The sequence below is a fragment of the Microbulbifer maximicatervae (SeqCode) genome, from assembly GCF_052466985.1.
Genome location: NZ_CP174298.1, coordinates 2860550 through 2880906, shown reverse-complemented (window position 1 = coordinate 2880906; position 20357 = coordinate 2860550). Strand labels below are relative to the sequence as shown.

Here is a 20357-nt window from a genome sequence, read left to right as displayed (position 1 = left end):
ATTATTCACTGGTCTACATATTGAAAGCGGTCTAAGCGGCTTGGGTGACCTGGGCCAGTGCCTGTTCAAGCACCTCGGGACCCGCCCCCGGCTTGTGGGCATTTTCGCTCAAATGTCGGCGGAAGCGCCGAGCACCAGGAAGCCCCTGGAATAACCCGAGCATATGCCGGGTGATATGATTCAAGCGCTGTCCACGCTGCATTTCCTGCTCGATATAGGGCAGCATCTGCTCTACCACCTGGATGGCATCCGGGCCGGTCTCACCGCCAAATAATTGGCTGTCCACCTGGGCCAGGATTGTCGGGGTTTGGTAAGCCGCGCGTCCCAGCATAACACCATCCACGTGGCTTAAATGTTGCTGGCATTCCTCAATTGAATTGATCCCCCCGTTAATAACAATTTGTAGTTGGGGGTAATCCTTCTTCAACTGGTAAACCATGTCGTAATTGAGCGGAGGAATTTCACGGTTTTCCTTGGGGCTTAGCCCCTTTAGCCACGCTTTGCGCGCGTGGACGATAAAAGTATCCCCACCGGCGTTAGCCTGGGCCTCCACGAAGCGGGTCAGGCCTGGGTAGTCTTCCATATCGTCGATGCCGATACGATGCTTGACGGTAACCGGAATAGATACTGCTTCACGCATGGCAGTGAGCCCTGCGGCTACCACATCCGGTTCCGCCATAAGGCAGGCGCCAAAGCGCCCGGACTGGACTCGGTCACTGGGGCAGCCACAGTTAAGGTTGATTTCGCTATAGCCCCATTCCTCGGCGATACGGGCGCATTCAGCCAGTTCTTGAGGGTCACTGCCCCCCAACTGCAGGGCGACAGGTTGTTCAGCTGCATCAAATTGCAAATGTCGCTGTTGGTCACCATGCAGTATTGCCCCGGTGGTCACCATTTCCGAATACAGGCGTGCATGCTTGCTCAATAGGCGCCACATATAGCGGCAATGGCGGTCGCTCCAATCAAGCAGCGGAGCGGTACAAAAGCGATGGGGGCTAAAATCGGACATAAACTACGGTGTAACAGACTAATAAAAACAGAGTAGCCCGCCATTATATGGGATGTAAAACGTAGACCCCATGTGGAAATGTATCTGGATGAGGGTATTTTGACCTCTTGAGCATTTATTGTGCCCAACAGTTGTACCGGTTGCATGGGGCTGACAGCTGTCCCACTGGGCAACGTATGCTCGCTGGGCTGGTTGTGTAGCTCCAGAACCGGGGCCTCTTTTGATGAATACTTAGCGCTACTAGGCTCGCCTAAGTGGTGAGTAATTGGGATAAGGTCAGAGTATTATCTTGCCAGCAGTTCATTGAGGGCATGGACTCTGTATGGCGTTATTAAATAGCAGCTTCTTTTTTAACTTAGCTTTCCGTAGTGGAAAGACAGAAGTTTAATTGCTTAGAAATAACATTTTTTCGTCCGCTATTCTTGCGGCCAGATATTACATAGTTTTCTTTGTTTAAATATCTCAGCTAGAGCCCCAATAAACGCACAGATTTAAGTAATCTTGATCATATTTTATGGATGTGGTGCATAAATGACCTTTCTTTCCATGCTCTAACTTTGCAATAGATTGGCAACAGTGCCTCGATTAATAATTTAGAAGTCATCCGAAAAACTTAGACTTATATTTTCTCGAGCACTTATTTCACACTGCGAAATTATGGAGGGGATCTTACCAGGGCGCTAATTAAATAACTTTCGATGATTCTCCTAACCTTTAATTTTCGTAGGAGTTTCATATTTTAAGGTGAGCTGGGTCGGTAATGAATCTGCAGGATTTCAGACACTTTCCCTTCGGCCAGTATCATCTCTTCTTCAATATGCAGACAGTGATTTAAATACTTCCTACCAACTTCCTTTAAGGTTTGAGAGCCTGACTGATAGCTGACCCTCCAGGTGGGCGATTTTCTTACTTAAGTTGGCTTTTGGTATAGCCTGGAGATTTGCGGCTTGGATAAAGCTACCTGTTTCCACTGCGGCTAAAAGCACCACCATATCTTTGAAATCTTGGCTCATAGAAATCTATTGTTGCTGAAAATGAGATAGTGATATTCTTATTTTGGTATATATCAAACAATAAGTTGTACCTAAGATACCTCCATCGCTTACATATTTTGGAGGCATATCATGAAAATTCTCAAACGTGACTCACTACCACTTGGCGGTTTTGCTGGGCTTACCGAGCACAGGTTGGTCACGGATAGCCAGGTATTCGCTCCACACAAACATCCACATACCTCTGAAGGGCTCGATAATTTTGTATATCTGGCCGATGCCCGCTTCAACCCGAAAGGCGAAACAGGCATGCACCCTCACCGTGAGATAGATGTGATTTCGGTCATGGTGGATGGACGAATACAACATGAGGGATCTTTAGAGCATGGCAAAGGTTTAGATAAAGGAGGAGTGCAAGTCCAGCGAGCTGGAGGCCAGGGGTTTACGCACAACGAGGTGAACCCGGATAGTAAAAAAAATCGAATGATCCAGTTATGGGTCTTACCAACTGTCTCTGGTCAAGCCGCAGGCTACAAGTATTACATGCCCAGCCAAAATACGGTCACCCGGGTTTATGGGGGCCGCGATGATCAAACAGTGACCTTTGATAACAGTACGATTATCGAGATCGCCAATTTAAATGCAGCTGAGCAAATTTCATTTAATGGTGAAACTCTGGGTTACCTAACTAAAGGCTGGGGAGTCTTTTCTGAAGCTGGGCAAAAAGAAAACGTGAAGGATGGAGATTTAATTAGGAGTTATAGCGGTAAGTTAATTGCAGATGTTAATACAAGTGCAATTGTTATTAGAAAGTTAAAACATTAAATAGGTAGGTAGCACCGTGAATAAGTTTTCAGAGACCTTAACTAAAGACAATTCTGTGTTGGCATTAATTGATCATCAAACGGGATTATTGGTGAGTTGTCGGGATCTGGATCCGCATCTGATGACGGAGAACATAAAGGGATTGGCAAATCTTGCGAAAGCAGTAGGTTTACCCACTGTTGTTACCGCGAGTATGCCTGAAGGCCCTAATGGTCCTATTATGCCAGAGATAACAAACATCTTGGGCAGTGAAATAATTGAGCGTGAAGGTGAGATAAACGCGTGGAAAAGTCCGGAGTTTAAGCGAGCTATTGAGGCAACCGGGCGTAAAAAAATAATTATGGCTGGCATCGTTACGGATGTCTGCTTGATGTTTCCCGCTATCTCTGCTGTAGCCGAAGGGTATGATGTATATGCCGTAGTGGATGCTTCTGGTACTTGGAATAGTACAGTGACACAAGCTGCTATGCATCGTATGACGCAGGCGGGCGTTAAAGTTGCTACCTGGTCATCCGTGTTGGCTGAGATGATGGATGATTGGCGAAGTGATCACGGCACGGAGCTTGGGGGCATATTAGCTCAACACACGACCTATCGATGGGTATATAACAGCTACCTTACTGCAGCAAACCAAAAGTAATTCAAAGCCCCTCTCATTTTTACGGGAGGGGCGGGAGTATATCTATGGTTCATCACAATAGGCATTTTGCTACATTAATTACTTTTTTATCCCTGATTCCTTTGGTTTATTTTATTCCCGACAGCTTAGCCCTAATTTTGCCAGATCATAAACTGTTACAAGTAATTGCTGCTGTGGCGATTATAGTACCGATTATTAGCTATTTGATTTTACCGTTCGCTTTCTATTTGGTTGGGCACATTTACGGTAAAAAGGTGAAGAGATAATTTATTTGTCAGATGACTATTTTGGGTTGATATTAAAGTGACTTGAGATTGGAAAATTAAACTGCATATTCAAAATGTATTTAAATATTTCGCTCTCTTTCGGAGGAACTATCTTCTGTTTTGGTCGGGGTATTTTTTGTGGCAATCGATCGACCAGCCTGGAGGGTGGGCTCCAGTTTTTTCAGTATCTTGCGGGCAGTAGCGCGGTAGCTGGTCAATTTGCCGCCTGCTACGGCCAACATCCGTGGCTTCTTATCGTCATCGCAGCAAATAATGGACTCCCGGGATCGCGCGAAGGGGCTCTTCTCCATTTCAGGGAGCACTCGCAGCCCCGCATAACTCTCACAAATGTCCTCGCCGTTCAGCCCTCGGGCTTGCGCAAAATATTTCTGTACGGCCTGTAAGAGATAGCTCTCTTCCTCGAGAGTCGGTGTTACGTCGCGAGGATCGCCGAAATAGGGCCGCTCTGTGGTCCCTACCAGGGTTTTGTCTTGCCAGGGCATTACAAAAATTGCGCGTCCGTCATCAGCTTCGACGTAGTAGATTTTGTCGCCCAGTGATAGAGGCAACAAGATATGGGTGCCTGCAACCAAGTCGATAGGTGGAATATCTACTGGGGGCGTACAGCGAGCATTGGTATTGGCTACCCAGGGGCCACTGCAATTGACCAGTGCACGGGTGCGCAGGGTGTTGAGCTTGCCGTTTGCTACATAATCAATCCGGACATGGTCGCGGGTGACTTCTGCGCCTACCAAACTGCCAGGGCAAATTATTTGAGCCCCTTGAGCGACTGCCGAAGCCACAACGTCACGGGTTAAAGCGGCATCGTCGGTTTGTGCATCGTAGTAGCGAAATACGGCCTTCAGGCCCTCCCGATTCAAACCCGGCAAGCTATCCCATTGGGATTTAGGGACTTTTCGAAAGCGGGAATAGCTGTTGTTTATTCCCGACAGCAGGCTGTAGAGGCTCAACCCAAAGCGGACCAGCCAGGCGGGTCTCTTGCTGTGCTGGTAGATAGGGATATAAAAAGGGACCATTCTCACGAGTTCAGGCTTGTTATCCAGTAGCCACTTTCTCTCCCGCAGGCACTCGTAGACCAAACGGAACTGGCCGCTCTCCAGGTAACGCAAGCCGCCGTGAATGAGTTTGGAGGAGCGAGAGGAAGTGGCGGCGGCGATACCCAGCTGTTCGAGTATCACCACGGAATAGTGATTTGTGGCCAGAACCTCAGCGGCTCCCGCTCCCTGTATACCTGCGCCGACTACCAGGACATCAAAATCCGTAGACATCACTCGCTTCCCGGGAGCGCATCAGCAGCGGCAAGTTGCCGGTGAGAATATGGTGAGCACCGCGCTTGCGCCAGAGTACTGCCTCTTCTGTCGAGTTGATTTCATAGACAACCCATTGCCAGGGGCCTGGGGGCAATTCGTCACATTCAACCTGGCTGTCGCGAATTAGTAGATATTCTGGCGCCAAAGTGACAATGTCGGCAGATAGGCACCGGGAGACACTATTGATCTCAAGGGCAACCCGATGCCAGCCCATATTGCGGGCGGCTCTGAGGCTGCGGCAGTCTGCGGTGAGTAGAGCGAATGACTCATTCTCAGTGCGCATCAGCTCCATTAACTTTTTAACGGCGGTGACAAATCCAGTGGCGGCGATATTGGCAGGTGAGATACCGATAAACCAATCCAGGTGGCGATGGCAGCTGGCCCAGTCTACCAGCTCGATGAAGCGATTGATCGACTGGTGGTGTAACTGTGAGTCCCTAAGGGAGTGGAAGACCTGGGACTGGTCATTGCCGGGGATGTGCAGGCTATCCTCGTGGAAGCACCAGGGGGTGCCGTCGGCGCTGAAGCGGATATCGCACTGAATAGCGCAGGCCCCCAGATTATGGGCCGCCTCGAAAGCGGCAATCGTATTCTCTGGTTGGCGGGTCTTGTCGCCGCGATGAGCAATTAACATGTGAATCTGGTCCGAAAAGCGGGTGTTATTGTCGTCTGGAATTGGGCGTGATTTGGCCTTTGCCCAGAGATGAACCGGACCCTGGCTGGAGCCGGGTCATACAGGAAAAATAGACGGTGCCACCGCTGTTGCAAGGTTCACGGGGAGGAAATATGGGACCAGAGGGCTATCAATGGAGGGCTGGGGTTTTTACATAGTGATGATGCTGAATCGATTGCATACTGCCCATATGGATAGCGCGCCACTGAGTTAGCTAGCGGTATGTCCCGTCAGGATGATCTATTACGTTGGCAGTGTTTTACTTTTCAGGCGGTGTAGGGCAAATCAGTATTGCCTCTTATTTACTAGCGGGGCTGGTGATGTTGATTTAAGGGAGGCTCATTAGGTTCCGATTTGACTTGTGGATAAAACAGCCCGATATTGCGCTTACTATAGGAAGTTCTAAGAGTACCCGCTCTTTATGAAAAAAGTACTGCTTTCACTGCTACTCTTTGTCGTCCAGCCAGTAATGGCAGCTATGTCTGTGGATAAAATTGTCCTTTACCTGGAAGATACTCCCAGCGCTCGGGATGATGTTCTCGTCAGCAACCCAGATAATGAGACGCTATATATCCAAACTGAAATATTCCGTGTGGATAACCCCGGCCAGGATAATGAGAGTCGAGTCAGGGTCATAAATCCCGATGAATTTAAACTCCTTGTCAGCCCCGCAAGAGCTGTCCTGGCCCCCGGAGAGAGAAAGCGCTTTCGCTTAATGGCCTTAGATAGAGATCTTGAAGAGGAAAAAGTCTACCGGGTGACTTTTAAACCCGTTGTAGGTGATATCAAGAGTGACAGAACGGCACTAAAAATCCTTGTGGCTTATCAGGCATTGGTATTTGTGCAGCCAAAAGGTGGAGCTTATAAAATTGATTTAGTGGCTGAAGGGGATAATTACCGACTCACGAATAGTGGCAATATTAATGTAGAAGTCGTGGAAGTTCGTCATTGTGTGACTGAAGAGAAGTGTGAAAAGCTTGAGGCCACCGGTCGGTTATACGCTGGCACCAGTATCGAAGTAGCGGGTAAACCTGTTGGCGGCGAGCTGGAAGTTTTACTGCGAGGGCAGCAGAGTGAGCGGGTTCGTTTTCCTCTTAGTGGCTAATTAGAATTGGTTGCTTGCCTATAGCAGGCTGGGCGGATTAAAGGATTATTTTGTATTTAGCTCACTGGCTGCTCACCGTTACTGTGAGTACATCGGTGTAGAGAGGTTCGACCGCGTTTTCCCAGTCTGAGGGCGCAATAGAAATATAAATTCGCGCATTATCAGAAAGGCAGTTTTCATCCGAAGTTCGGCTAAAGCTGCCGGAGATATCTCCCAGGCTATCCGGGGAAATGCCTGAAGTTGCAGCCAGGTTGTCTGAGAAGGCAACGCTGTAGGGGATTTGTTCACTGTTTCCCCCCAATTCATAGGCACTGCTGCCTGATCCCCCGGAGCTGCCATTGGCGCTGGACAGGTTTACTGTGTAACCGCTAAATCCTATACCGCCAACACAAAAGTCCTCACTGCCCTCAATGGCCTGTCCAAACAGGGTGCCACTGTTGCTGAGGTCAATATCACCCAGATTGCGAATGGCGATGTTTGGCTCTACGTCCAGCACAATGTCAAACTGAACTGTTTCGGTGCCGGCAGTCCAAATAATAAAATAATTATTCAGTGTCATCTCAAAGCTGGCGGAGTAGCGGCTGGAAGAGGGTATTTGGCTGCTGTCCAGCTCGATCACTAAATAAGTATCTGCATCGTCGCTGGTGCCAGCAAAAGTAGCGGACTGAGTTCCTGGACTGAGTGTTTCCGTGGTGCCGTTATTGGCTCGAAATGAAATATCAATATCCAGCTGTTCACCACTGTCCGCAAATAGTGCGAAAGTAGATCCACTGAGCGGACTCACTTCTACATCGTAGCGCAGGGTCCAGCTTCCCAGCAGGCTTCGGGTAGTGAACTGAATTTCTTTAGGTTCTGATTCGTAATCAATAGTGTGTGAATCTTCCAGGCCACAAACTCGCAAATCGTTATTGCTGGAGCAATTTACCTGGGCTTGTACTGGTATATTAAATAGCGGAATCAACAGTGCAGAGGCCAGGCCAAGTTTGTGCAGCTTCTTAATTACGGACACGGCTTACCTCTGCTATTTGCCCAGTCTGGCAGTTGGCCTCTGACTCTTCTATGGTTCCCAGGTTGAGCCAGCTATCGCCCGATGAAGCGGCTTCGATTGAGGCTTTACAATTTCCCCAGCGAACTTCTGTATTTAGGATGGTGCTATGTTCACCGTGGAATTCCATTTGGAAAATGCCATATTGGTCAGTTTGCGCTGAGTGTTCGCCAATGATTATTTCTGTATTTGCCAGCCCCTGACCAAGGCTGGTCAATCGGCCCAGTACTAGGATTTGTGGCAGTATCTGGTAGCTGCTGGCGCCCACATTGCCCGGATACAGGGTAATGGTTTCGGAGGTTTCCCGGTAGTCGAAAAAGCCCTCTTCCAGGGGCCGGAGGGAAAGGTCGTAACTGTGATAAGCCGGTAAATTAATCACTGAGGTTGTGCCGCCTTTGGCGTATCCACGGCGGCTGCCATTAACCAAAACTTCAAAATCTTTATCTTCACTGCCTTCGATATTTACGATAACCGCGCTCTGGAGATTTTGCTCACCGCCCCAATTGAGGGAATTTTTTGTGGCAATCAGGTTGGTGCTGAATCCTCCGAGGTAGTTGATCGCACGGCCTTCATCATCATCATAAAGACCAACTGCAGTATTCAAGTATCCGTGATGTCCCGCTAAATGCGTACGGGCCTCCAGGTAATTGGCTTCTGGGGATGCTTCCACAGAAAGCTGCTGCTCAAATTCAGCCGCCCATAAATCCCGGTCGTACCAGCGGCTTTGCAGTGCAAATCGCTCGCTGCTAGTGCTTTGTTCACTGTTGTCGCTATAGAGATTAGCGGTGTGTTGCCAGTGTTTGGAGCGCATTCGGAACTGGAATTCCAGACTGGTGTATTGCTCGCCGTCTGCATCACTGTGGGACAGAGTGGCGTTGCCGAGCCAATGGGTGCTTTTAAAAATGGGGTGGCGGAACTCCAGGGTTTTTAACTTCTGGGCACTGCTTAGTGAATCGCCGTTGTCGATGCTGCCGGGGAGTTGGTTTTGGTCCCGCTCGCTGAATCTTAGGGATAGCTGTCCGCCCAGTACCGCTGTGCGCAGACTCAGACTTGTTTGGGAATAGCTGCCTGGCAGTAATGTATATTTATCGTTGTTGAACGGTGTTGTATTGGCATCCAGCTCGGTTTTTACTGCACTAAAAGTCCCGTAGGGCATTTTAACTAATGCCTGAAATCGGTATCCGCTGCGTCCATCACCGGATGTCACCAAGCTTGGGGAGACTTCAACGCCTTCGCCAATCCAGCGACCGCCGATTTCCAACAATTGCTGCTCCTCGGTTGCGGCGCCAGAAACAAAAAGACCCAATCCGGTCGTTAAACGGCGTGCGATAGAGGCCGTAATAATTCCTTCTTCGTAGTGGTCCGGCAGAGTGTCGTCCCAAAAATTACGGGTGGGCAAGCCTGCCTGCAAGCTCCAAAACCATTCGCCGGGGGCCGGCAGTAGCGAATCCTTGGCAAAGAATTCGATATGCCGGCTTAATACCCGCCCCGCTTCATCGTAGGTGCGCACCTCAATATCGTAGGCGCCGTGGGGTAGGGTAGAGGTATTTAATAGGCGGTTGCCGGCCTCCAGTAGTTCGGTGTGGATAAGTCGTTCATCCTGATATACCTCGACTCTACCGCGCACCGGCATATTAATTTCAACCGGCGCTCCCTGTTGATAACTGATATCGGTTCGGGTGCGCTGGGAAGTGCGTAGCTCTACGCCATAGATCGCTTCCTGGGGCCGGAAATAGCCAAAGCCACCTTGGGGTTGTAAAAGGCCGGCCGAATAGGCTTGCCCCCGAAAATCCCGACTCCAATACAGGCTATGGATCCGGCTGTCCTGCTCTGAGGCCGCAGACCATTGTGAATGCAGAGCGCTCTCACCAAAGCTCACTATGGTGTTGCCATTTAATGCAGCGCTATAGCTGTCCGGGCCCCAATCACTTTCAACCCCACTCCAGGAACCGCTCAGGTTTTGTACGACAGAGAAGTCAGAACTCGCTTCCGGCAGATAAGGATCATTGATTGCCGCTTGTTGCGGCAACAGCTCTTGTGAGAAAAAAAGATCCAGCCGGTAGAGCTGCTCATCGTAAATAACGGCAAACTCCGAGGGCATTAAGTAGCCGCAGCCAATCTGCCGGTTTGAGCGGCATACATGGTGGCTGTTTCTTGTTTGCGGTCGTTCGAGGATGGAGAGAATTCGCTCGGTATCGCGAACCTCGGGCAATAGTTCGAGTACCTCAGGCGGGGAGTCAAAGCGAACAAAGCGCGGGTCAATTGTGACTTGCGCAGCACCAATTTCCCGGCCGCCGTAGTAGAGATCCACCACGAGTTGCTGGGGTTCGGTGAGATCATCAAACCCTTCAGGAGCAGAGGTTTCCAGCAGGAAAGTCGCTGCGGTCGCTGCAAGGGCATCGGGGCAGGAGGCTTGCACCAGACACAAAGCCAGCGCAAGGCGCCCCAGATGACGTCCTGCCATATTGAGCTATGGCTGGCAGGGCCAGCCACTCTTTACTGTTACTCGGAGGCGACAGTGATCAGCAGGGTATCGGTATAGGTGGTGCCATTTAGCACAGTTGCAGTTTCCCAAGCGCTGTTGGCCACAGTGATTTGGAAGCGCGCGTTATCGCTGGAGCCGCAGGAAGCGATATTCCGGGTTTGGCCTGTCAGCGCATCGCCCTCGGTAACAGTAGTAAAAGTACCGGAGGTGCTGTTATCAAAACCAACACTGTAGGGCACGTTGTTGGTGCCGTCGGTCAGGGTAAATTCCGTGTCATTCTCACCGTCATTACTGTCGAAAGTAATGCTGTAGGTGGAGAACCCGAGGCCGCCCACACAGAAATCTTCGGTGCCTACGGCATCGGTACCCAAAGTGGGATCGGCAATCGTGAGGTTTTCTACACGAGTGATCTCAATGGTGGGAGTGAAAGATAGGGTGATATCACTGCTTGCACTAGCACTATCAGCCATTGAAGCGGCAGAAATGCTGAAAAGAGTACCTGCTGCAATAGCAGAAAACAGTGTGCGAACTACATTTTTTTGCATGGTATGCCATCCTGAGCGATTAATTTATCGTTCTTAGGGAGAAGCTGCTCGCGGAAACCCCTGCAAAATTTGGGGTAATACGTTAGTCAAGCCATTCCTTCTTTATGGCCGCAATAATACTTTTTTCGTGATGTATGTCACGTCATTAGCTCACAATAATGAAGTTATGGCGCGTAAATATTCTTATTGAGGAGAAAACCCCGCCTGTGCCAAGAGGCTGGCCAGCGCTATAATCCTGCGGTTTAACGAGTCCTCCATTTATCAATCAGGTTTATCATGACCGTAAGAACCCGAATCGCACCGTCTCCAACCGGTGATCCCCACGTTGGTACAGCCTATATTGCCCTCTTCAACCAGTGTTTTGCCCGCGCTCAAGGCGGCCAGTTTGTATTGCGTATTGAAGACACCGACCAGCAGCGCAGTACCCCGGAATCGGAGAAAGCCATTCTCGACAGTCTGCGTTGGCTCGGACTGGATTGGCAGGAAGGACCGGATGTAGGTGGCCCCCATGGCCCCTATCGCCAGAGTGAGCGTGGCGATATCTACAAAACCTACTGCGATGAGCTGGTACAAAAAGGGAATGCCTTCCACTGCTACCGTACCGCAGAAGAGTTGGAGCAACTCCGTGAAGGCTTGCGGGAAGCTGGCCGGACTTCATTGAAGCCCAGTGACCTGGCTCTACCAGAAGAGGAAGTTGAAAAGCGTCGCGCTGCCGGAGCACCTTATGTAGTGCGTATGAATGTGCCTGAGAGCGGCAGCTGTGTGGTGGAAGATCTGCTGCGCGGCACTATCGAGATCGATTGGGCCCAAGTGGACGCACAGATTCTGCTCAAGTCCGATGGTATGCCTACTTACCACCTAGCGAATGTTGTGGATGATCACCTGATGGAGATCACCCATGTTCTTCGCGGTGAAGAATGGATCAACTCCGCACCCAAGCACAAGCTGCTGTACGAATACTTTGGTTGGGAAATGCCGGTGCTCTGCCACCTGCCGCTGTTGCGCAACCCGGACAAGACCAAGTTGTCCAAGCGCAAGAACCCCACCTCTATCCTGTATTATCAGCGCGCCGGCTTTATGCCCGAAGCTCTGCTTAACTACCTGGGTCGTATGGGCTGGTCCATGCCGGATGAGCGTGAGAAGTTTTCTCTTGAAGAGATGCTGGAGCACTTCGATATCCAGCGTGTCTCCCTGGGCGGCCCGGTATTCGATGTAGAGAAGCTGTCCTGGTTGAACGGTCTGTGGATTCGCGAACTGGAAAACGAGCAACTGGCTGATCGCCTCACCGAGTGGATGTTCAACCGCGACAACCTGCTCAAGGTTCTGCCCCAGGCGAAAGAGCGTATGGAAACCTTCGGTGACTTTGCCCCGCTGGTTAGCTTCCTCGCCTCTGGCAAATTGCCCCTGACCGAAGACAGCTTCAGCAGCAACAAGCTGCCTCTGGATGACCAGAAGAAGCTGCTTCAATTTGCCCTGTGGCGCTTGGAAGCCCTGCGCGCTTGGGACAAGGACAGTATCTTCCAGGCAGTGAAAGCCCTGTCCACGGCCATGGAAATCAAGCTGAAAGACTTTAACGCCCCACTGTTTGTCGCCATCAGCGGCACCACTGCGTCCTTCTCCGTGATGGAAGCCATGGTGCTCCTGGGCCCCGACCTCAGCCGCGCCCGCCTGCGCCAGGCGATCGACGTATTGGGCGGTGCCGGGAAGAAGGTGCTGAAGCGCTGGGAAAAAGAGTACGCTGGACTCAAGTAAGGCTGATTCGCGTTGGTGAGCCCCTGGAAGCGGCAGCCTCCGGGGGCTTGTGGTGTCAGCAGCTAACTAATTGATTAAAAAGTTATTTTTTCTGTTGACAGGCGCCTAAACCTTGCTAAAATGCGCCCCGCTTTCGACGGAAACGTCAGGCAACAAAATTTGGGGCTATAGCTCAGCTGGGAGAGCGCAACACTGGCAGTGTTGAGGTCAGCGGTTCGATCCCGCTTAGCTCCACCAAATTTCCCTTGTCCATCAAGGGGTTGTAGAGGAAGAGAAATCAACTTCTGCAAAGTGTACACAAACTGTACATAAACCCGCACACAAATCTGCGGGTATTAAAAAAGGGCCTTTAGGCCCTTTTTTTTCGTCTGAAATTTCTCCCATCATAGCTACCTAACCACATCCGCTCACTTAGGTGCCCACTGAGTTTTTACTAATGAAGGGCAAACGCAGCTTTGTATGATCGTTAATGAAAAACCGCTAATCCTTTGACTTTTAAGGTTGCCTGAAGTGGAATTCAGTAACGAAAATAATTGGTAATAAAGTTTCTGGAGTCCATAAACACTAAGCTCAACTATTTGTTTAAATGGATATCGTTCAAAATAAGTGCGGGCTTGAAGGCTCAACAAGTCGCCTTGCGAATATAGCTCTAAGTCATTTCATCTACTCTAACGCTAGGTAAAATAAGTTCAATGAATGAATACTCAAAATATCAAGTCCTTAAATTTACTTTGGAAGATTTATTCGGTAAGGAAGCATGGTATGACCTTAAAGAGTCAAATGAGCTATCTATCTGGAAAAAGTATGGAATAAAAACACTTGGTGCAATTAAGATTTCCATTTTTGATACTGTCAAATATAGGGGTGAAGAGTGGGTGTCGGAAATTGAAGAGTTGATTGAGCAAGGTAGCCAAAACATTAAAGAGCAGAAAATATAGATGAAGTTATTGCAGTTCTTGCGGGCATATTAATTAAGGTTTCTTTTTTACAGATTGGGTTAATGCCATCACGTAAGGGGAGGGCTGGCAAGTATACTCTTCGTAAAGGGCAGTGGTGCTTGGATAAGTTTAGATCAGTAATCTATCTGCAGGCTCCAGAACAACGCGAAAAATTATTTATTAATAAACAGCAAAAGAAGATTGGATTTGAAGCTCAACAAGAGCTTCGCTTTAAATATAAGGAAAGCAAGACAAAGTTGCCTTATGAGCAATGGTGTCTTGAAAGAGATAATTTACCAGACTAAAGATAGTCTAAGTAAGTTGTCATAGATGGCTGTGGTTATCCCTATATAAATATTGCTTAAACAAATAATTATATTTATTTAGATATAAGGGTTCTTTAAGGTTTATAATGATAACATTAAGAGTCTATTAGTAATATTTGATGTGTCAACATTTCTTTTAAGTTTGGATTTAAAGTAAGAGGGATCTTAGAATGTCGAGTATTGAGAATATAAAGTGCGCAGTTAAAGCTTATTTGGATAGAGCGGAAACACCTTACTCAATAATGATTGATGGGGATTGGGGGGTAGGGAAAACACACCTTTTTAAAGAAGAAATTCTGCCGACAATTGATAGAAAAGGATCTATTTATATATCCCTCTTTGGGTTGGAAACAATACAAGAAATAGAAAGTGAAATATTTAAGGCTATGTCTTTCGTTGGTGATTCGGAAGACGGTTTTATAAAAGGGTTGTTAAATTCAAACGCACAAACAGTTGATGAGGTCAGAGTGGGAGGTGTTGGTTATGTCGTTCAGTTCGCATTAAAAAAGTGGAAGTCTTCTCGGTTAAATAAAAGTAAATCTCTAATACTGTGCTTTGATGATATAGAGCGTTGGAAAGGTGATATCGAAGTATGTCTTTCGTATATTAACAAGCTTGTGGAGCATGAAGGTGGTAAGTGCATAATAATTGGGGCTTTAGATCAAATTGAAGATGGAAGCAATAAAGGGATTTTTAATGCAAAAGAAAAAACAATAAGGCATATCTATAGACTGGAAAAATCTCCGGCTGAAGTAATTCATGCTTCTTTGAGGTTGGTTAGTTTTGGTGGAGAGGGGTCAGAGCGATACATTAAACAGCTTGTAGGTGATAATGAGAGCAGAATTGTAAGTGTTTTAAAAGAATCAAATTATCGAAATATTAGAGTTGTTAGTGATTCTTTGCAGTTGTTTGATTACATTTATTGTAAGAATGAGAGTGTTTTTAATCTTAGTCGGACATCTGCTATTTCATATTATTGCTGCCTGTTATCTGTGTTGATTCTATTTAGAAAATATATTTTGGATAATGAGACTCAAAGAAAAATAATCAGCCATGGAGATGAGCAAAGTTTTGGATTGCTAAGGGAGCTCGGCTACTTCATCGAAGAGGATGATCCAAAATGTATTGGTTTACCCTCAAAATACCTTTTGGGGGAGATCTTTCATAAGGAACCCGAAATAAAGCTTGAAGGTATTTTTGGTATTGTTGAAAAAGGCTTCTATTGCGAAGAAGACTTCCTGAATAGTTTTATCTCTTGGAGAGAATCTCAAACGTATGAAGTATATATAGATGCGTTTAAATATATGCACATGGATGACAGTAAGGGTGAGGAAGTTTTTTATACTGCATTTAGTGAGGTTTTTGAAGGGAGGGCTATTAAAAATCCAATCACTTTGCTTGTTTTTGCAGATCGTATTGCTAGTGATGTAGCGCGTGGTGTTTTAGATTTTGATTATTTCGATATTAAAGATAAGATCAGGCATCTATTTGATCAACTCTATAGCGAGGGGGTTATGGAGAAAATTCCATCCTTCAAAGATAGAAGTCAAAGTGAAAGATTTAAATTTTCAGAGGACTTGTATGAGTATGCTTGTGAGTTGCATGAGCGATATATAAGTGATTCGGATACTGCTTTTAATGGTGATTTTTGGACGCTTATTAAAGAGGCTCCTCAGGATTCGAGCGATCTTTTTGAAAAATATAGATATAAACCTGTGTTCACTTTCTATGAAGATCCAAAAGATGTGATTGATGCTTTGGAGATGCTTAATAATGGGGAACTTTTTGAGTTGACTCGTATGCTAGGGTCTAGATTGTCAGACCCGAATTGTACTGATGCTGTAAACTTAGAAAGTCAGAAGTCAAAAGATTTGGTAGAAGCTATTTGCAGTAAGTATGGTCGCGTTTTCAGTCTTCGCTCTAGTCACTTTAAGCAGATATCTAGAGTCCTTAAAAATAGGGATGTTAAATATGATTTTGAATAAATAGAAATTAAATAATTGGTTTTCATGGCCTAGCATTTTTAATGCTTGGCCTTGCCGGCTAAATATGTGTTAAGTGAGGTTAGGAAAAGGTTCTTAACATTTTTCAGAATCCTCTCCCAATTGCTTGTTCATCAAGGTAAATACTAATCTCTTCATAATCAATACCATGTCCTGCCTGATAAGACTGAGTAACCCGCTCATCAGTATGCGCCATCAATTGCTGTACCGATTTCACGTCATACCCCATTCGCTTAAACCGGTCAGAAGCCAAGCTTCGCACTTCGTGGAAACTGGGTGGAGTTTGGTTCTTGGGTAGGCTGATATATAGGCCGGTAGCGTTACGCACTTCCGTAAACATATCACTGAGCCGATCGGGGCTTACCTGGCAAACATGCTCTTTAGTTTTCCCCGTCCGCCGTTGTTTGGGTGTGTGGCTCAATATGTAGGGGCAGCGGTAATTTCTTAAGCTGAGTTCTTTGGATCGGGTAATTAGCTTGCTGAGTTGTTGGTGTGTTTTTAAGTTAAAACTTAAATGGCTTGCGGCGAGGCTATCCCGTTGCGCTTCGGATTTATTGATTGTCTTGCGTAGGTGGTCACCCTTAAGGTGTTTCTCAAAATTTAATTCGCAAATATCAGCGCGGCGCATGGTAGTTAGCATGCTGATGCCCATGGCAATCTGTAAGGCTTCATAACCTAACTCCCCGGCTTTTTCATAGATGGTCCAGTAAGCTTCCAAGGTTAAGCGTTGACGCTTTTTAATGGGCTTTCCCTTTTCCAGCAGGCGCGGGCGGTCGTCGGCTGTGGTGAAAGGATTGCTTTCTAGTTTGGATAATCCCTCGGCCATTAGGAAATTAAAGAATTTATTAAATTCCGCGCGGCGGGCATGTTGCTGGTGATAGGTAAGAAATTCCCACCATTTGCGCAGATCGGCTAATTTAGCTTTGTGAATGGGGATCACTTCGAAGTCTTCACCAAACCTCTTCAAGGCGTTACAGCGATTGCGCCAGCTAGCCTTGTTGGGTAAGCGTGGGTCATTTTCAATACGCCAATCTATATAGCGTGCTGCGTGGTAGGCGAAGCTCGCTCTGTCTGGGGCTTTTACAGGTTTGCGCTCAAGCTTAATACCGCGCTGTGTGTTGGCCTGCTCAGCCATGCGAATAGCTTCTTCAAGCGTTGCTGAGAAAACTTTATCCGTCAGGTCTGGGCGGCGATAGCGCCAATAGTTTTCCCGTCCGCGAGAATCTGGATAAAGGTTATCGGGTAATAGAGTGTCACCCATCATACGGGGCTTTCTAGGTCTGGCCATTTCCTTGCTCGCCTACTGCTTAATCTGTTCTCAGCCTGCCAACAGGTCTAGCCCGCTTCTGGGCTGGCCATCGTTGGCGGAGGTATTTTGTGCTGGGGTTTTGCCGGTGTGATCGCGTATAGCGAATCGGTCGGCATCCACATAGGGCTCCCCGGCGATGATCTGGCCGGGGATATGCTCGGCCTCTATCCACTCCAAGATTTTCTCTTTGCCTGGGCGGGAGCCTTTTTCGAATTGCTCCTTGGCCCAGGTGACCCCTTTAACCAGCTTACCCATTGGGCAGCCCTCCCTGACTCGCGAGGAAGTATCCCCGGCCATTTTTATTGAGTGCGCCCGCCTGTTGCAGGGCGTCGAAAACGGGTTTAACGGTTCCGTGTCGAAGACGCATTTCGTTGATGATGTTGCGCATGACGGGCTTGTGGCCGAACTCCCCGGCGCGGATTCGCTGGGCGAGTTGCTGTTGTTCTTCATTCAAGTGGGCGGTGTGTAACGGTTGTGTTTCCACCGTTTCAGGCTGTTGCAACGGTGCAGTGGCGCGTTTCGCAGCTGTTGCGGCGGCGTTAAACGCTAGTAACGCAACCAATCCCACGATGTCTGTGATGATCGCTAGGGCAAGGAAGCCGATATGCTGAACCTTTGCCGGGTCTGCGTTGAGGGTGCCCGCTAAGCTGCTGAAGGCGCTGTGCGTGCTGGGTGTCTGTTCGATTGTGGATAGCTTTTCTATGAGCTGCGTGCGCTCAGCTTCCATTGTGGATAACTGTGCGGCGGTATTAATGGCGCGTTGGCGGTAGCCGTTGTTGGCGTCGGTGTTGATCAGGCCGTTTAGGGTGTTGATCTGCTGTTGCAAACTGTTTAACTGCTGTTGCAACGCTTGGTATTCCTGGCTGTTACGGGCGCTGCGTTGTTGCTGTTCGTCGCTGTGGCTGGCGAGGAATCCAACCGTTGCAACAATGCTGATCACTACCAGCAGGGGCCAAAGGCAGAGCAGGGCATAGCCGCTCTTTTGCCCTTGGCTGCACAACCAGAGGCCCAGCGGGGCGAAGCTGAACTTGCACAGCTCCAGCGCCACCGCCGTGGCCCCGGCCACCACCTGCCCGCCGAGACCTGCGGGCATGGATATCCACAGCTGCACAGTAAACGCTAGGCTGGTGCCGCAGAAGATTAGGGCGGCGATACCGGTGAGGGATTGCCAGAGCTTCACGCGGCTCTCCCTTTTTTCTGTTTACGATTAGCCATTGGGTTTTATTCGTTGCTATTTTCTACCCACTTAGCCCGCACTGGGCGGGCTTAGAAAGTTATTGGCTTTGGGTTAGGCGGCGTTTGGTTCTGGGTGGGGGCAGTCTTGGGGTTTGTCCTCGGTGATTTTTTTATCGTCGATACGATAAATTTTTGCGGTGTCGGTTTTCTTGTCGAAGATCTGAGCCCAGTGTGTGAACAGCTCCTGCTGGGCAATGCGCTCTACCTCTTGGTAGGCTTCTTCTTCAGTGTCGTAGGAGCGTTTGAAATCTTTGATGCCACCCATCATTAAGTTGTAGGTGCCAGTGAATAGTGCGAATCTTTCCATGGAGTTCTCCAATTAATTAAAATTGGGCTCCGTACCGGCAGCCCTAACGGTTACAGCTGACTGATGCGCCCGGGGCGCGGGTAAATTTGCTAACTAGCTTCGGGTACGGTTTGTTTTTCGATAAGGTCGCGCATCCAAACCATGCCGTTGGAGGTGACTTTGGTGTTGATGTACGGCACTGCCACTGGTCCGCGTTTGTATTCAGCGTTTTCTGCTACGAGCAGGCCCTGCGTGGTGGCCCACTTTGTGGGGGAGTTGCGCATGGGTTCTTGGCTGTGTAATAAGCCGTTGTTCCGCATGAGTTTCATTAAATTGTTTCTGCCCATTCCCAGTAGGCGGGCGGCTTGGGTGACGGTGAAGGTTTTTTCCTTTCTCACGCTGCCTCCTGATTTTCTTTTTGTGGAGCTTGGCCTTGGATGGCTTCGGAAAGTGTGGCGACTTGTTCGCGCATACTTTTCATTTCAACTTCTTGCAGCTTCACCTTGGCCAGCAGTTCTTCGTATAGCTCTAAGATTCGGCTGAACTCACTCATAACCGGCCCCGGATTTTGTAAACTTCCTTTCTCTGCCGATGGCGGGTTCCCAGTATCGGCAGGGTTGACAGCTCCAGCCGCGTAATTGCAATTGCCCGTTAAATACCGGCTCTGCGGATTTTCCGCAGTGGGGGCAGGGCATTTGCGGTAGCGGCTGGGCTTGGTTCACGCGGCTTCCTTCCTCTGGGATTCCAGGTGGTTCCAGTCGCGGTAGAGGGCGTGGAATTTTTTCTCACCATCCGCAATGACGTTTTCAGGTGATCTGCCGTGGTAGCGCAGATTCATCACGTTGATTGCGTGTTGGAAGTTGTCGCCATCCAGTAACGCAAGGTCTGCTACGGGGACTGAAAAGTCGTAGCTATTCCAGGCTGAAAGCAAAACCAGTGCGGCAACTTTGCTGGCTCCAGAATTTCCATTGGCGACGGTGAGCAGGGTTTCCACGCTGTGGGCTGGGTTGTTCTGGTTCATGCGGCATCACCTCCAAACGGTGGCCAGTTGTTATTTACTGGCTTTGCGGTGGTGGGTTTTGGCTGCACTAGGCGGGTGCCAATTTTGTGGACGGCGTTGGCAATATCGATGCGGCGCTTGAGGCGGTCGATATTGTTTTTACTCATCGCCGTGGGGTGTACAAACACGGTGGCGGTCATGCGATTCCCTCCCGGTTGTTTCGGATGGTTTGTGAGGTGAGGCGGCGTTGGAGTCGGGTGCGTAGCTGTTCTTGCTCTGCGCCAATTCCGCTGACAATCGTGGCGATCAGGACGAACTGGATTAATCCGTGTTTTACCGCCTTGGCCACGGCGTCGGTGCTGTTGCGGGCGTGCAGTTTGTAGAAGCACTCCGCGAGCAGGTTGCTGACGTTGGTGACGGAGCACTGCATAGCTTGGGCGGTTTCCCGGTTTGAGAGCCCTCGGGCGCGATGTGTTAGCGCTTCCGCTTGGCGTGGTGCTAGCTGTCGGAACTCCGTTTCGGTGCGCATTTTGGGTGCCCTGTCCTTGATTTGCATGAAGACAGTAGCCGAAAGTTAATGTGTTCGTCAAT

General features: G+C 48.7%; 24 protein-coding genes and 1 tRNA gene. 9 read left to right on the top strand and 16 right to left on the bottom strand.

Translation table 11 applies throughout. The annotated features are described in order from the left end of the window. Positions 1-31 precede the first annotated feature (31 nt). Positions 32-1009, bottom strand: coding sequence for a tRNA dihydrouridine(20/20a) synthase DusA (gene dusA / locus ACJJI3_RS12760; protein ID WP_444939965.1), 978 nt, complete (start codon positions 1007-1009; stop codon positions 32-34). 842 nt (positions 1010-1851) lie between these two features. Beyond that, complete coding sequence (locus ACJJI3_RS12755) at positions 1852-2001, bottom strand: helix-turn-helix domain-containing protein (protein ID WP_444942556.1); 150 nt, start codon at positions 1999-2001, stop codon at positions 1852-1854. Positions 2002-2133: 132 nt separating this feature from the next. Between ACJJI3_RS12755 and ACJJI3_RS12750 the strand changes: the two genes are divergently transcribed. The 3 genes from ACJJI3_RS12750 to ACJJI3_RS12740 are packed head-to-tail and all read left to right on the top strand — an operon-like array spanning position 2134 to position 3732. Next, positions 2134-2826: a pirin family protein gene (locus tag ACJJI3_RS12750; protein ID WP_444939964.1), complete on the top strand. Its 693-nt coding sequence runs from the start codon at positions 2134-2136 to the stop codon at positions 2824-2826. Between the two features lie 16 nt (positions 2827-2842). Next, positions 2843-3466, top strand: a complete 624-nt coding sequence (locus ACJJI3_RS12745) for an isochorismatase family protein (RefSeq protein WP_444934985.1) — start codon at positions 2843-2845, stop codon at positions 3464-3466. 44 nt (positions 3467-3510) lie between these two features. Then, complete coding sequence (locus ACJJI3_RS12740) at positions 3511-3732, top strand: hypothetical protein (RefSeq protein WP_444939963.1); 222 nt, start codon at positions 3511-3513, stop codon at positions 3730-3732. A gap of 80 nt (positions 3733-3812) precedes the next feature. Here ACJJI3_RS12740 and ACJJI3_RS12735 read toward each other — a convergent pair whose 3' ends face one another. Both ACJJI3_RS12735 and ACJJI3_RS12730 read right to left on the bottom strand, forming a co-directional pair. Further along, complete coding sequence (locus ACJJI3_RS12735) at positions 3813-5021, bottom strand: glycerol-3-phosphate dehydrogenase/oxidase (protein ID WP_444939962.1); 1209 nt, start codon at positions 5019-5021, stop codon at positions 3813-3815. Continuing rightward, positions 5005-5697, bottom strand: a complete 693-nt coding sequence (locus ACJJI3_RS12730; protein ID WP_282934155.1) for a glycerophosphodiester phosphodiesterase family protein — start codon at positions 5695-5697, stop codon at positions 5005-5007. The genes ACJJI3_RS12735 and ACJJI3_RS12730 overlap by 17 nt, the downstream gene beginning before the upstream one ends. A 460-nt stretch (positions 5698-6157) precedes the next feature. Here ACJJI3_RS12730 and ACJJI3_RS12725 point away from each other — a divergent pair, with 460 nt between their 5' ends. Beyond that, on the top strand, positions 6158-6841 hold the full coding sequence (locus ACJJI3_RS12725) for a fimbrial biogenesis chaperone (protein WP_444939961.1): 684 nt from the start codon (positions 6158-6160) through the stop codon (positions 6839-6841). A 61-nt stretch (positions 6842-6902) separates the two neighbouring features. On the opposite strand, the gene ACJJI3_RS12720 is transcribed toward ACJJI3_RS12725, so the two are convergent. From ACJJI3_RS12720 to ACJJI3_RS12710, 3 genes are read right to left on the bottom strand one after another with little or no spacing between them, the layout of a single operon-like run. Then, positions 6903-7850, bottom strand: a complete 948-nt coding sequence (locus ACJJI3_RS12720) for a hypothetical protein (RefSeq protein WP_444939960.1) — start codon at positions 7848-7850, stop codon at positions 6903-6905. Continuing rightward, entirely contained in the window at positions 7837-10350 is a 2514-nt protein-coding gene (locus tag ACJJI3_RS12715; protein ID WP_444939959.1) for a TcfC E-set like domain-containing protein, read from the bottom strand. Before ACJJI3_RS12715 ends, ACJJI3_RS12720 begins: the two co-directional genes overlap by 14 nt. A 38-nt stretch (positions 10351-10388) precedes the next feature. After that, positions 10389-10916: a hypothetical protein gene (locus ACJJI3_RS12710; protein ID WP_444939958.1), complete on the bottom strand. Its 528-nt coding sequence runs from the start codon at positions 10914-10916 to the stop codon at positions 10389-10391. A 276-nt stretch (positions 10917-11192) separates the two neighbouring features. On the opposite strand from ACJJI3_RS12710, the gene gltX reads away from it, so the two are divergent. From gltX to ACJJI3_RS12685, 5 genes are all read left to right on the top strand, one after another. Beyond that, positions 11193-12668 carry a glutamate--tRNA ligase gene (gene gltX, locus ACJJI3_RS12705; protein WP_444939957.1) on the top strand — a complete coding sequence of 492 codons (1476 nt, stop codon included), beginning with the start codon at positions 11193-11195 and terminating at the stop codon, positions 12666-12668. A gap of 161 nt (positions 12669-12829) precedes the next feature. Beyond that, a tRNA-Ala gene (locus tag ACJJI3_RS12700) sits at positions 12830-12905 on the top strand. A 455-nt stretch (positions 12906-13360) separates the two neighbouring features. Further along, positions 13361-13606, top strand: a complete 246-nt coding sequence (locus ACJJI3_RS12695) for a hypothetical protein (protein WP_444939956.1) — start codon at positions 13361-13363, stop codon at positions 13604-13606. Between the two features lie 119 nt (positions 13607-13725). Continuing rightward, the gene (locus ACJJI3_RS12690) at positions 13726-13911 is read left to right on the top strand and encodes a hypothetical protein (RefSeq protein WP_444939955.1); all 186 of its coding nucleotides are present in this window, start codon (positions 13726-13728) and stop codon (positions 13909-13911) included. 191 nt (positions 13912-14102) lie between these two features. Then, positions 14103-15917, top strand: a complete 1815-nt coding sequence (locus ACJJI3_RS12685; protein WP_444939954.1) for a P-loop NTPase fold protein — start codon at positions 14103-14105, stop codon at positions 15915-15917. A 103-nt stretch (positions 15918-16020) separates the two neighbouring features. On the opposite strand, the gene ACJJI3_RS12680 is transcribed toward ACJJI3_RS12685, so the two are convergent. From ACJJI3_RS12680 to ACJJI3_RS12640, 9 genes are all read right to left on the bottom strand, one after another. Next, positions 16021-17223, bottom strand: a complete 1203-nt coding sequence (locus ACJJI3_RS12680; RefSeq protein ID WP_444939953.1) for a tyrosine-type recombinase/integrase — start codon at positions 17221-17223, stop codon at positions 16021-16023. Between the two features lie 30 nt (positions 17224-17253). After that, entirely contained in the window at positions 17254-17499 is a 246-nt protein-coding gene (locus ACJJI3_RS12675; protein WP_444919080.1) for a hypothetical protein, read from the bottom strand. After that, the gene (locus ACJJI3_RS12670; RefSeq protein WP_444939952.1) at positions 17492-18424 is read right to left on the bottom strand and encodes a hypothetical protein; all 933 of its coding nucleotides are present in this window, start codon (positions 18422-18424) and stop codon (positions 17492-17494) included. The genes ACJJI3_RS12675 and ACJJI3_RS12670 overlap by 8 nt, the downstream gene beginning before the upstream one ends. Before the next feature lie 108 nt (positions 18425-18532). Then, positions 18533-18787: a hypothetical protein gene (locus tag ACJJI3_RS12665; RefSeq protein WP_444939951.1), complete on the bottom strand. Its 255-nt coding sequence runs from the start codon at positions 18785-18787 to the stop codon at positions 18533-18535. 89 nt (positions 18788-18876) lie between these two features. Further along, positions 18877-19164 carry a phage antirepressor KilAC domain-containing protein gene (locus ACJJI3_RS12660; RefSeq protein WP_444914665.1) on the bottom strand — a complete coding sequence of 96 codons (288 nt, stop codon included), beginning with the start codon at positions 19162-19164 and terminating at the stop codon, positions 18877-18879. Then, on the bottom strand, positions 19161-19319 hold the full coding sequence (locus tag ACJJI3_RS12655) for a hypothetical protein (RefSeq protein ID WP_444939950.1): 159 nt from the start codon (positions 19317-19319) through the stop codon (positions 19161-19163). Before ACJJI3_RS12655 ends, ACJJI3_RS12660 begins: the two co-directional genes overlap by 4 nt. Before the next feature lie 165 nt (positions 19320-19484). Beyond that, on the bottom strand, positions 19485-19787 hold the full coding sequence (locus tag ACJJI3_RS12650) for a DUF7673 family protein (RefSeq protein ID WP_444939949.1): 303 nt from the start codon (positions 19785-19787) through the stop codon (positions 19485-19487). Next, complete coding sequence (locus ACJJI3_RS12645; RefSeq protein WP_444914662.1) at positions 19784-19966, bottom strand: hypothetical protein; 183 nt, start codon at positions 19964-19966, stop codon at positions 19784-19786. The genes ACJJI3_RS12650 and ACJJI3_RS12645 overlap by 4 nt, the downstream gene beginning before the upstream one ends. Beyond that, the gene (locus ACJJI3_RS12640; protein WP_444939948.1) at positions 19963-20295 is read right to left on the bottom strand and encodes a response regulator transcription factor; all 333 of its coding nucleotides are present in this window, start codon (positions 20293-20295) and stop codon (positions 19963-19965) included. Before ACJJI3_RS12640 ends, ACJJI3_RS12645 begins: the two co-directional genes overlap by 4 nt. Positions 20296-20357 lie beyond the last annotated feature (62 nt).

Bases quoted from the DNA above. Each gene is read 5' to 3' on its own strand.
- ACJJI3_RS12685 (WP_444939954.1), top strand. From the start codon at position 14,103: ATGTCGAGTATTGAGAATATAAAGTGCGCAGTTAAAGCTTATTTGGAT.
- ACJJI3_RS12715 (WP_444939959.1), bottom strand. From the start codon at position 10,350: ATGGCAGGACGTCATCTGGGGCGCCTTGCGCTGGCTTTGTGTCTGGTG.
- ACJJI3_RS12710 (WP_444939958.1), bottom strand. From the start codon at position 10,916: ATGCAAAAAAATGTAGTTCGCACACTGTTTTCTGCTATTGCAGCAGGT.
- ACJJI3_RS12730 (WP_282934155.1), bottom strand. From the start codon at position 5,697: ATGTTAATTGCTCATCGCGGCGACAAGACCCGCCAACCAGAGAATACG.
- ACJJI3_RS12640 (WP_444939948.1), bottom strand. From the start codon at position 20,295: ATGCGCACCGAAACGGAGTTCCGACAGCTAGCACCACGCCAAGCGGAA.
- ACJJI3_RS12680 (WP_444939953.1), bottom strand. From the start codon at position 17,223: ATGGCCAGACCTAGAAAGCCCCGTATGATGGGTGACACTCTATTACCC.
- ACJJI3_RS12740 (WP_444939963.1), top strand. From the start codon at position 3,511: ATGGTTCATCACAATAGGCATTTTGCTACATTAATTACTTTTTTATCC.
- gltX (WP_444939957.1), top strand. From the start codon at position 11,193: ATGACCGTAAGAACCCGAATCGCACCGTCTCCAACCGGTGATCCCCAC.
- ACJJI3_RS12725 (WP_444939961.1), top strand. From the start codon at position 6,158: ATGAAAAAAGTACTGCTTTCACTGCTACTCTTTGTCGTCCAGCCAGTA.
- ACJJI3_RS12665 (WP_444939951.1), bottom strand. From the start codon at position 18,787: ATGGAAAGATTCGCACTATTCACTGGCACCTACAACTTAATGATGGGT.
- ACJJI3_RS12735 (WP_444939962.1), bottom strand. From the start codon at position 5,021: ATGTCTACGGATTTTGATGTCCTGGTAGTCGGCGCAGGTATACAGGGA.
- ACJJI3_RS12655 (WP_444939950.1), bottom strand. From the start codon at position 19,319: ATGAGTGAGTTCAGCCGAATCTTAGAGCTATACGAAGAACTGCTGGCC.
- ACJJI3_RS12650 (WP_444939949.1), bottom strand. From the start codon at position 19,787: ATGAACCAGAACAACCCAGCCCACAGCGTGGAAACCCTGCTCACCGTC.
- ACJJI3_RS12750 (WP_444939964.1), top strand. From the start codon at position 2,134: ATGAAAATTCTCAAACGTGACTCACTACCACTTGGCGGTTTTGCTGGG.
- ACJJI3_RS12645 (WP_444914662.1), bottom strand. From the start codon at position 19,966: ATGACCGCCACCGTGTTTGTACACCCCACGGCGATGAGTAAAAACAAT.
- ACJJI3_RS12755 (WP_444942556.1), bottom strand. From the start codon at position 2,001: ATGGTGGTGCTTTTAGCCGCAGTGGAAACAGGTAGCTTTATCCAAGCC.
- dusA (WP_444939965.1), bottom strand. From the start codon at position 1,009: ATGTCCGATTTTAGCCCCCATCGCTTTTGTACCGCTCCGCTGCTTGAT.
- ACJJI3_RS12675 (WP_444919080.1), bottom strand. From the start codon at position 17,499: ATGGGTAAGCTGGTTAAAGGGGTCACCTGGGCCAAGGAGCAATTCGAA.
- ACJJI3_RS12695 (WP_444939956.1), top strand. From the start codon at position 13,361: ATGAATGAATACTCAAAATATCAAGTCCTTAAATTTACTTTGGAAGAT.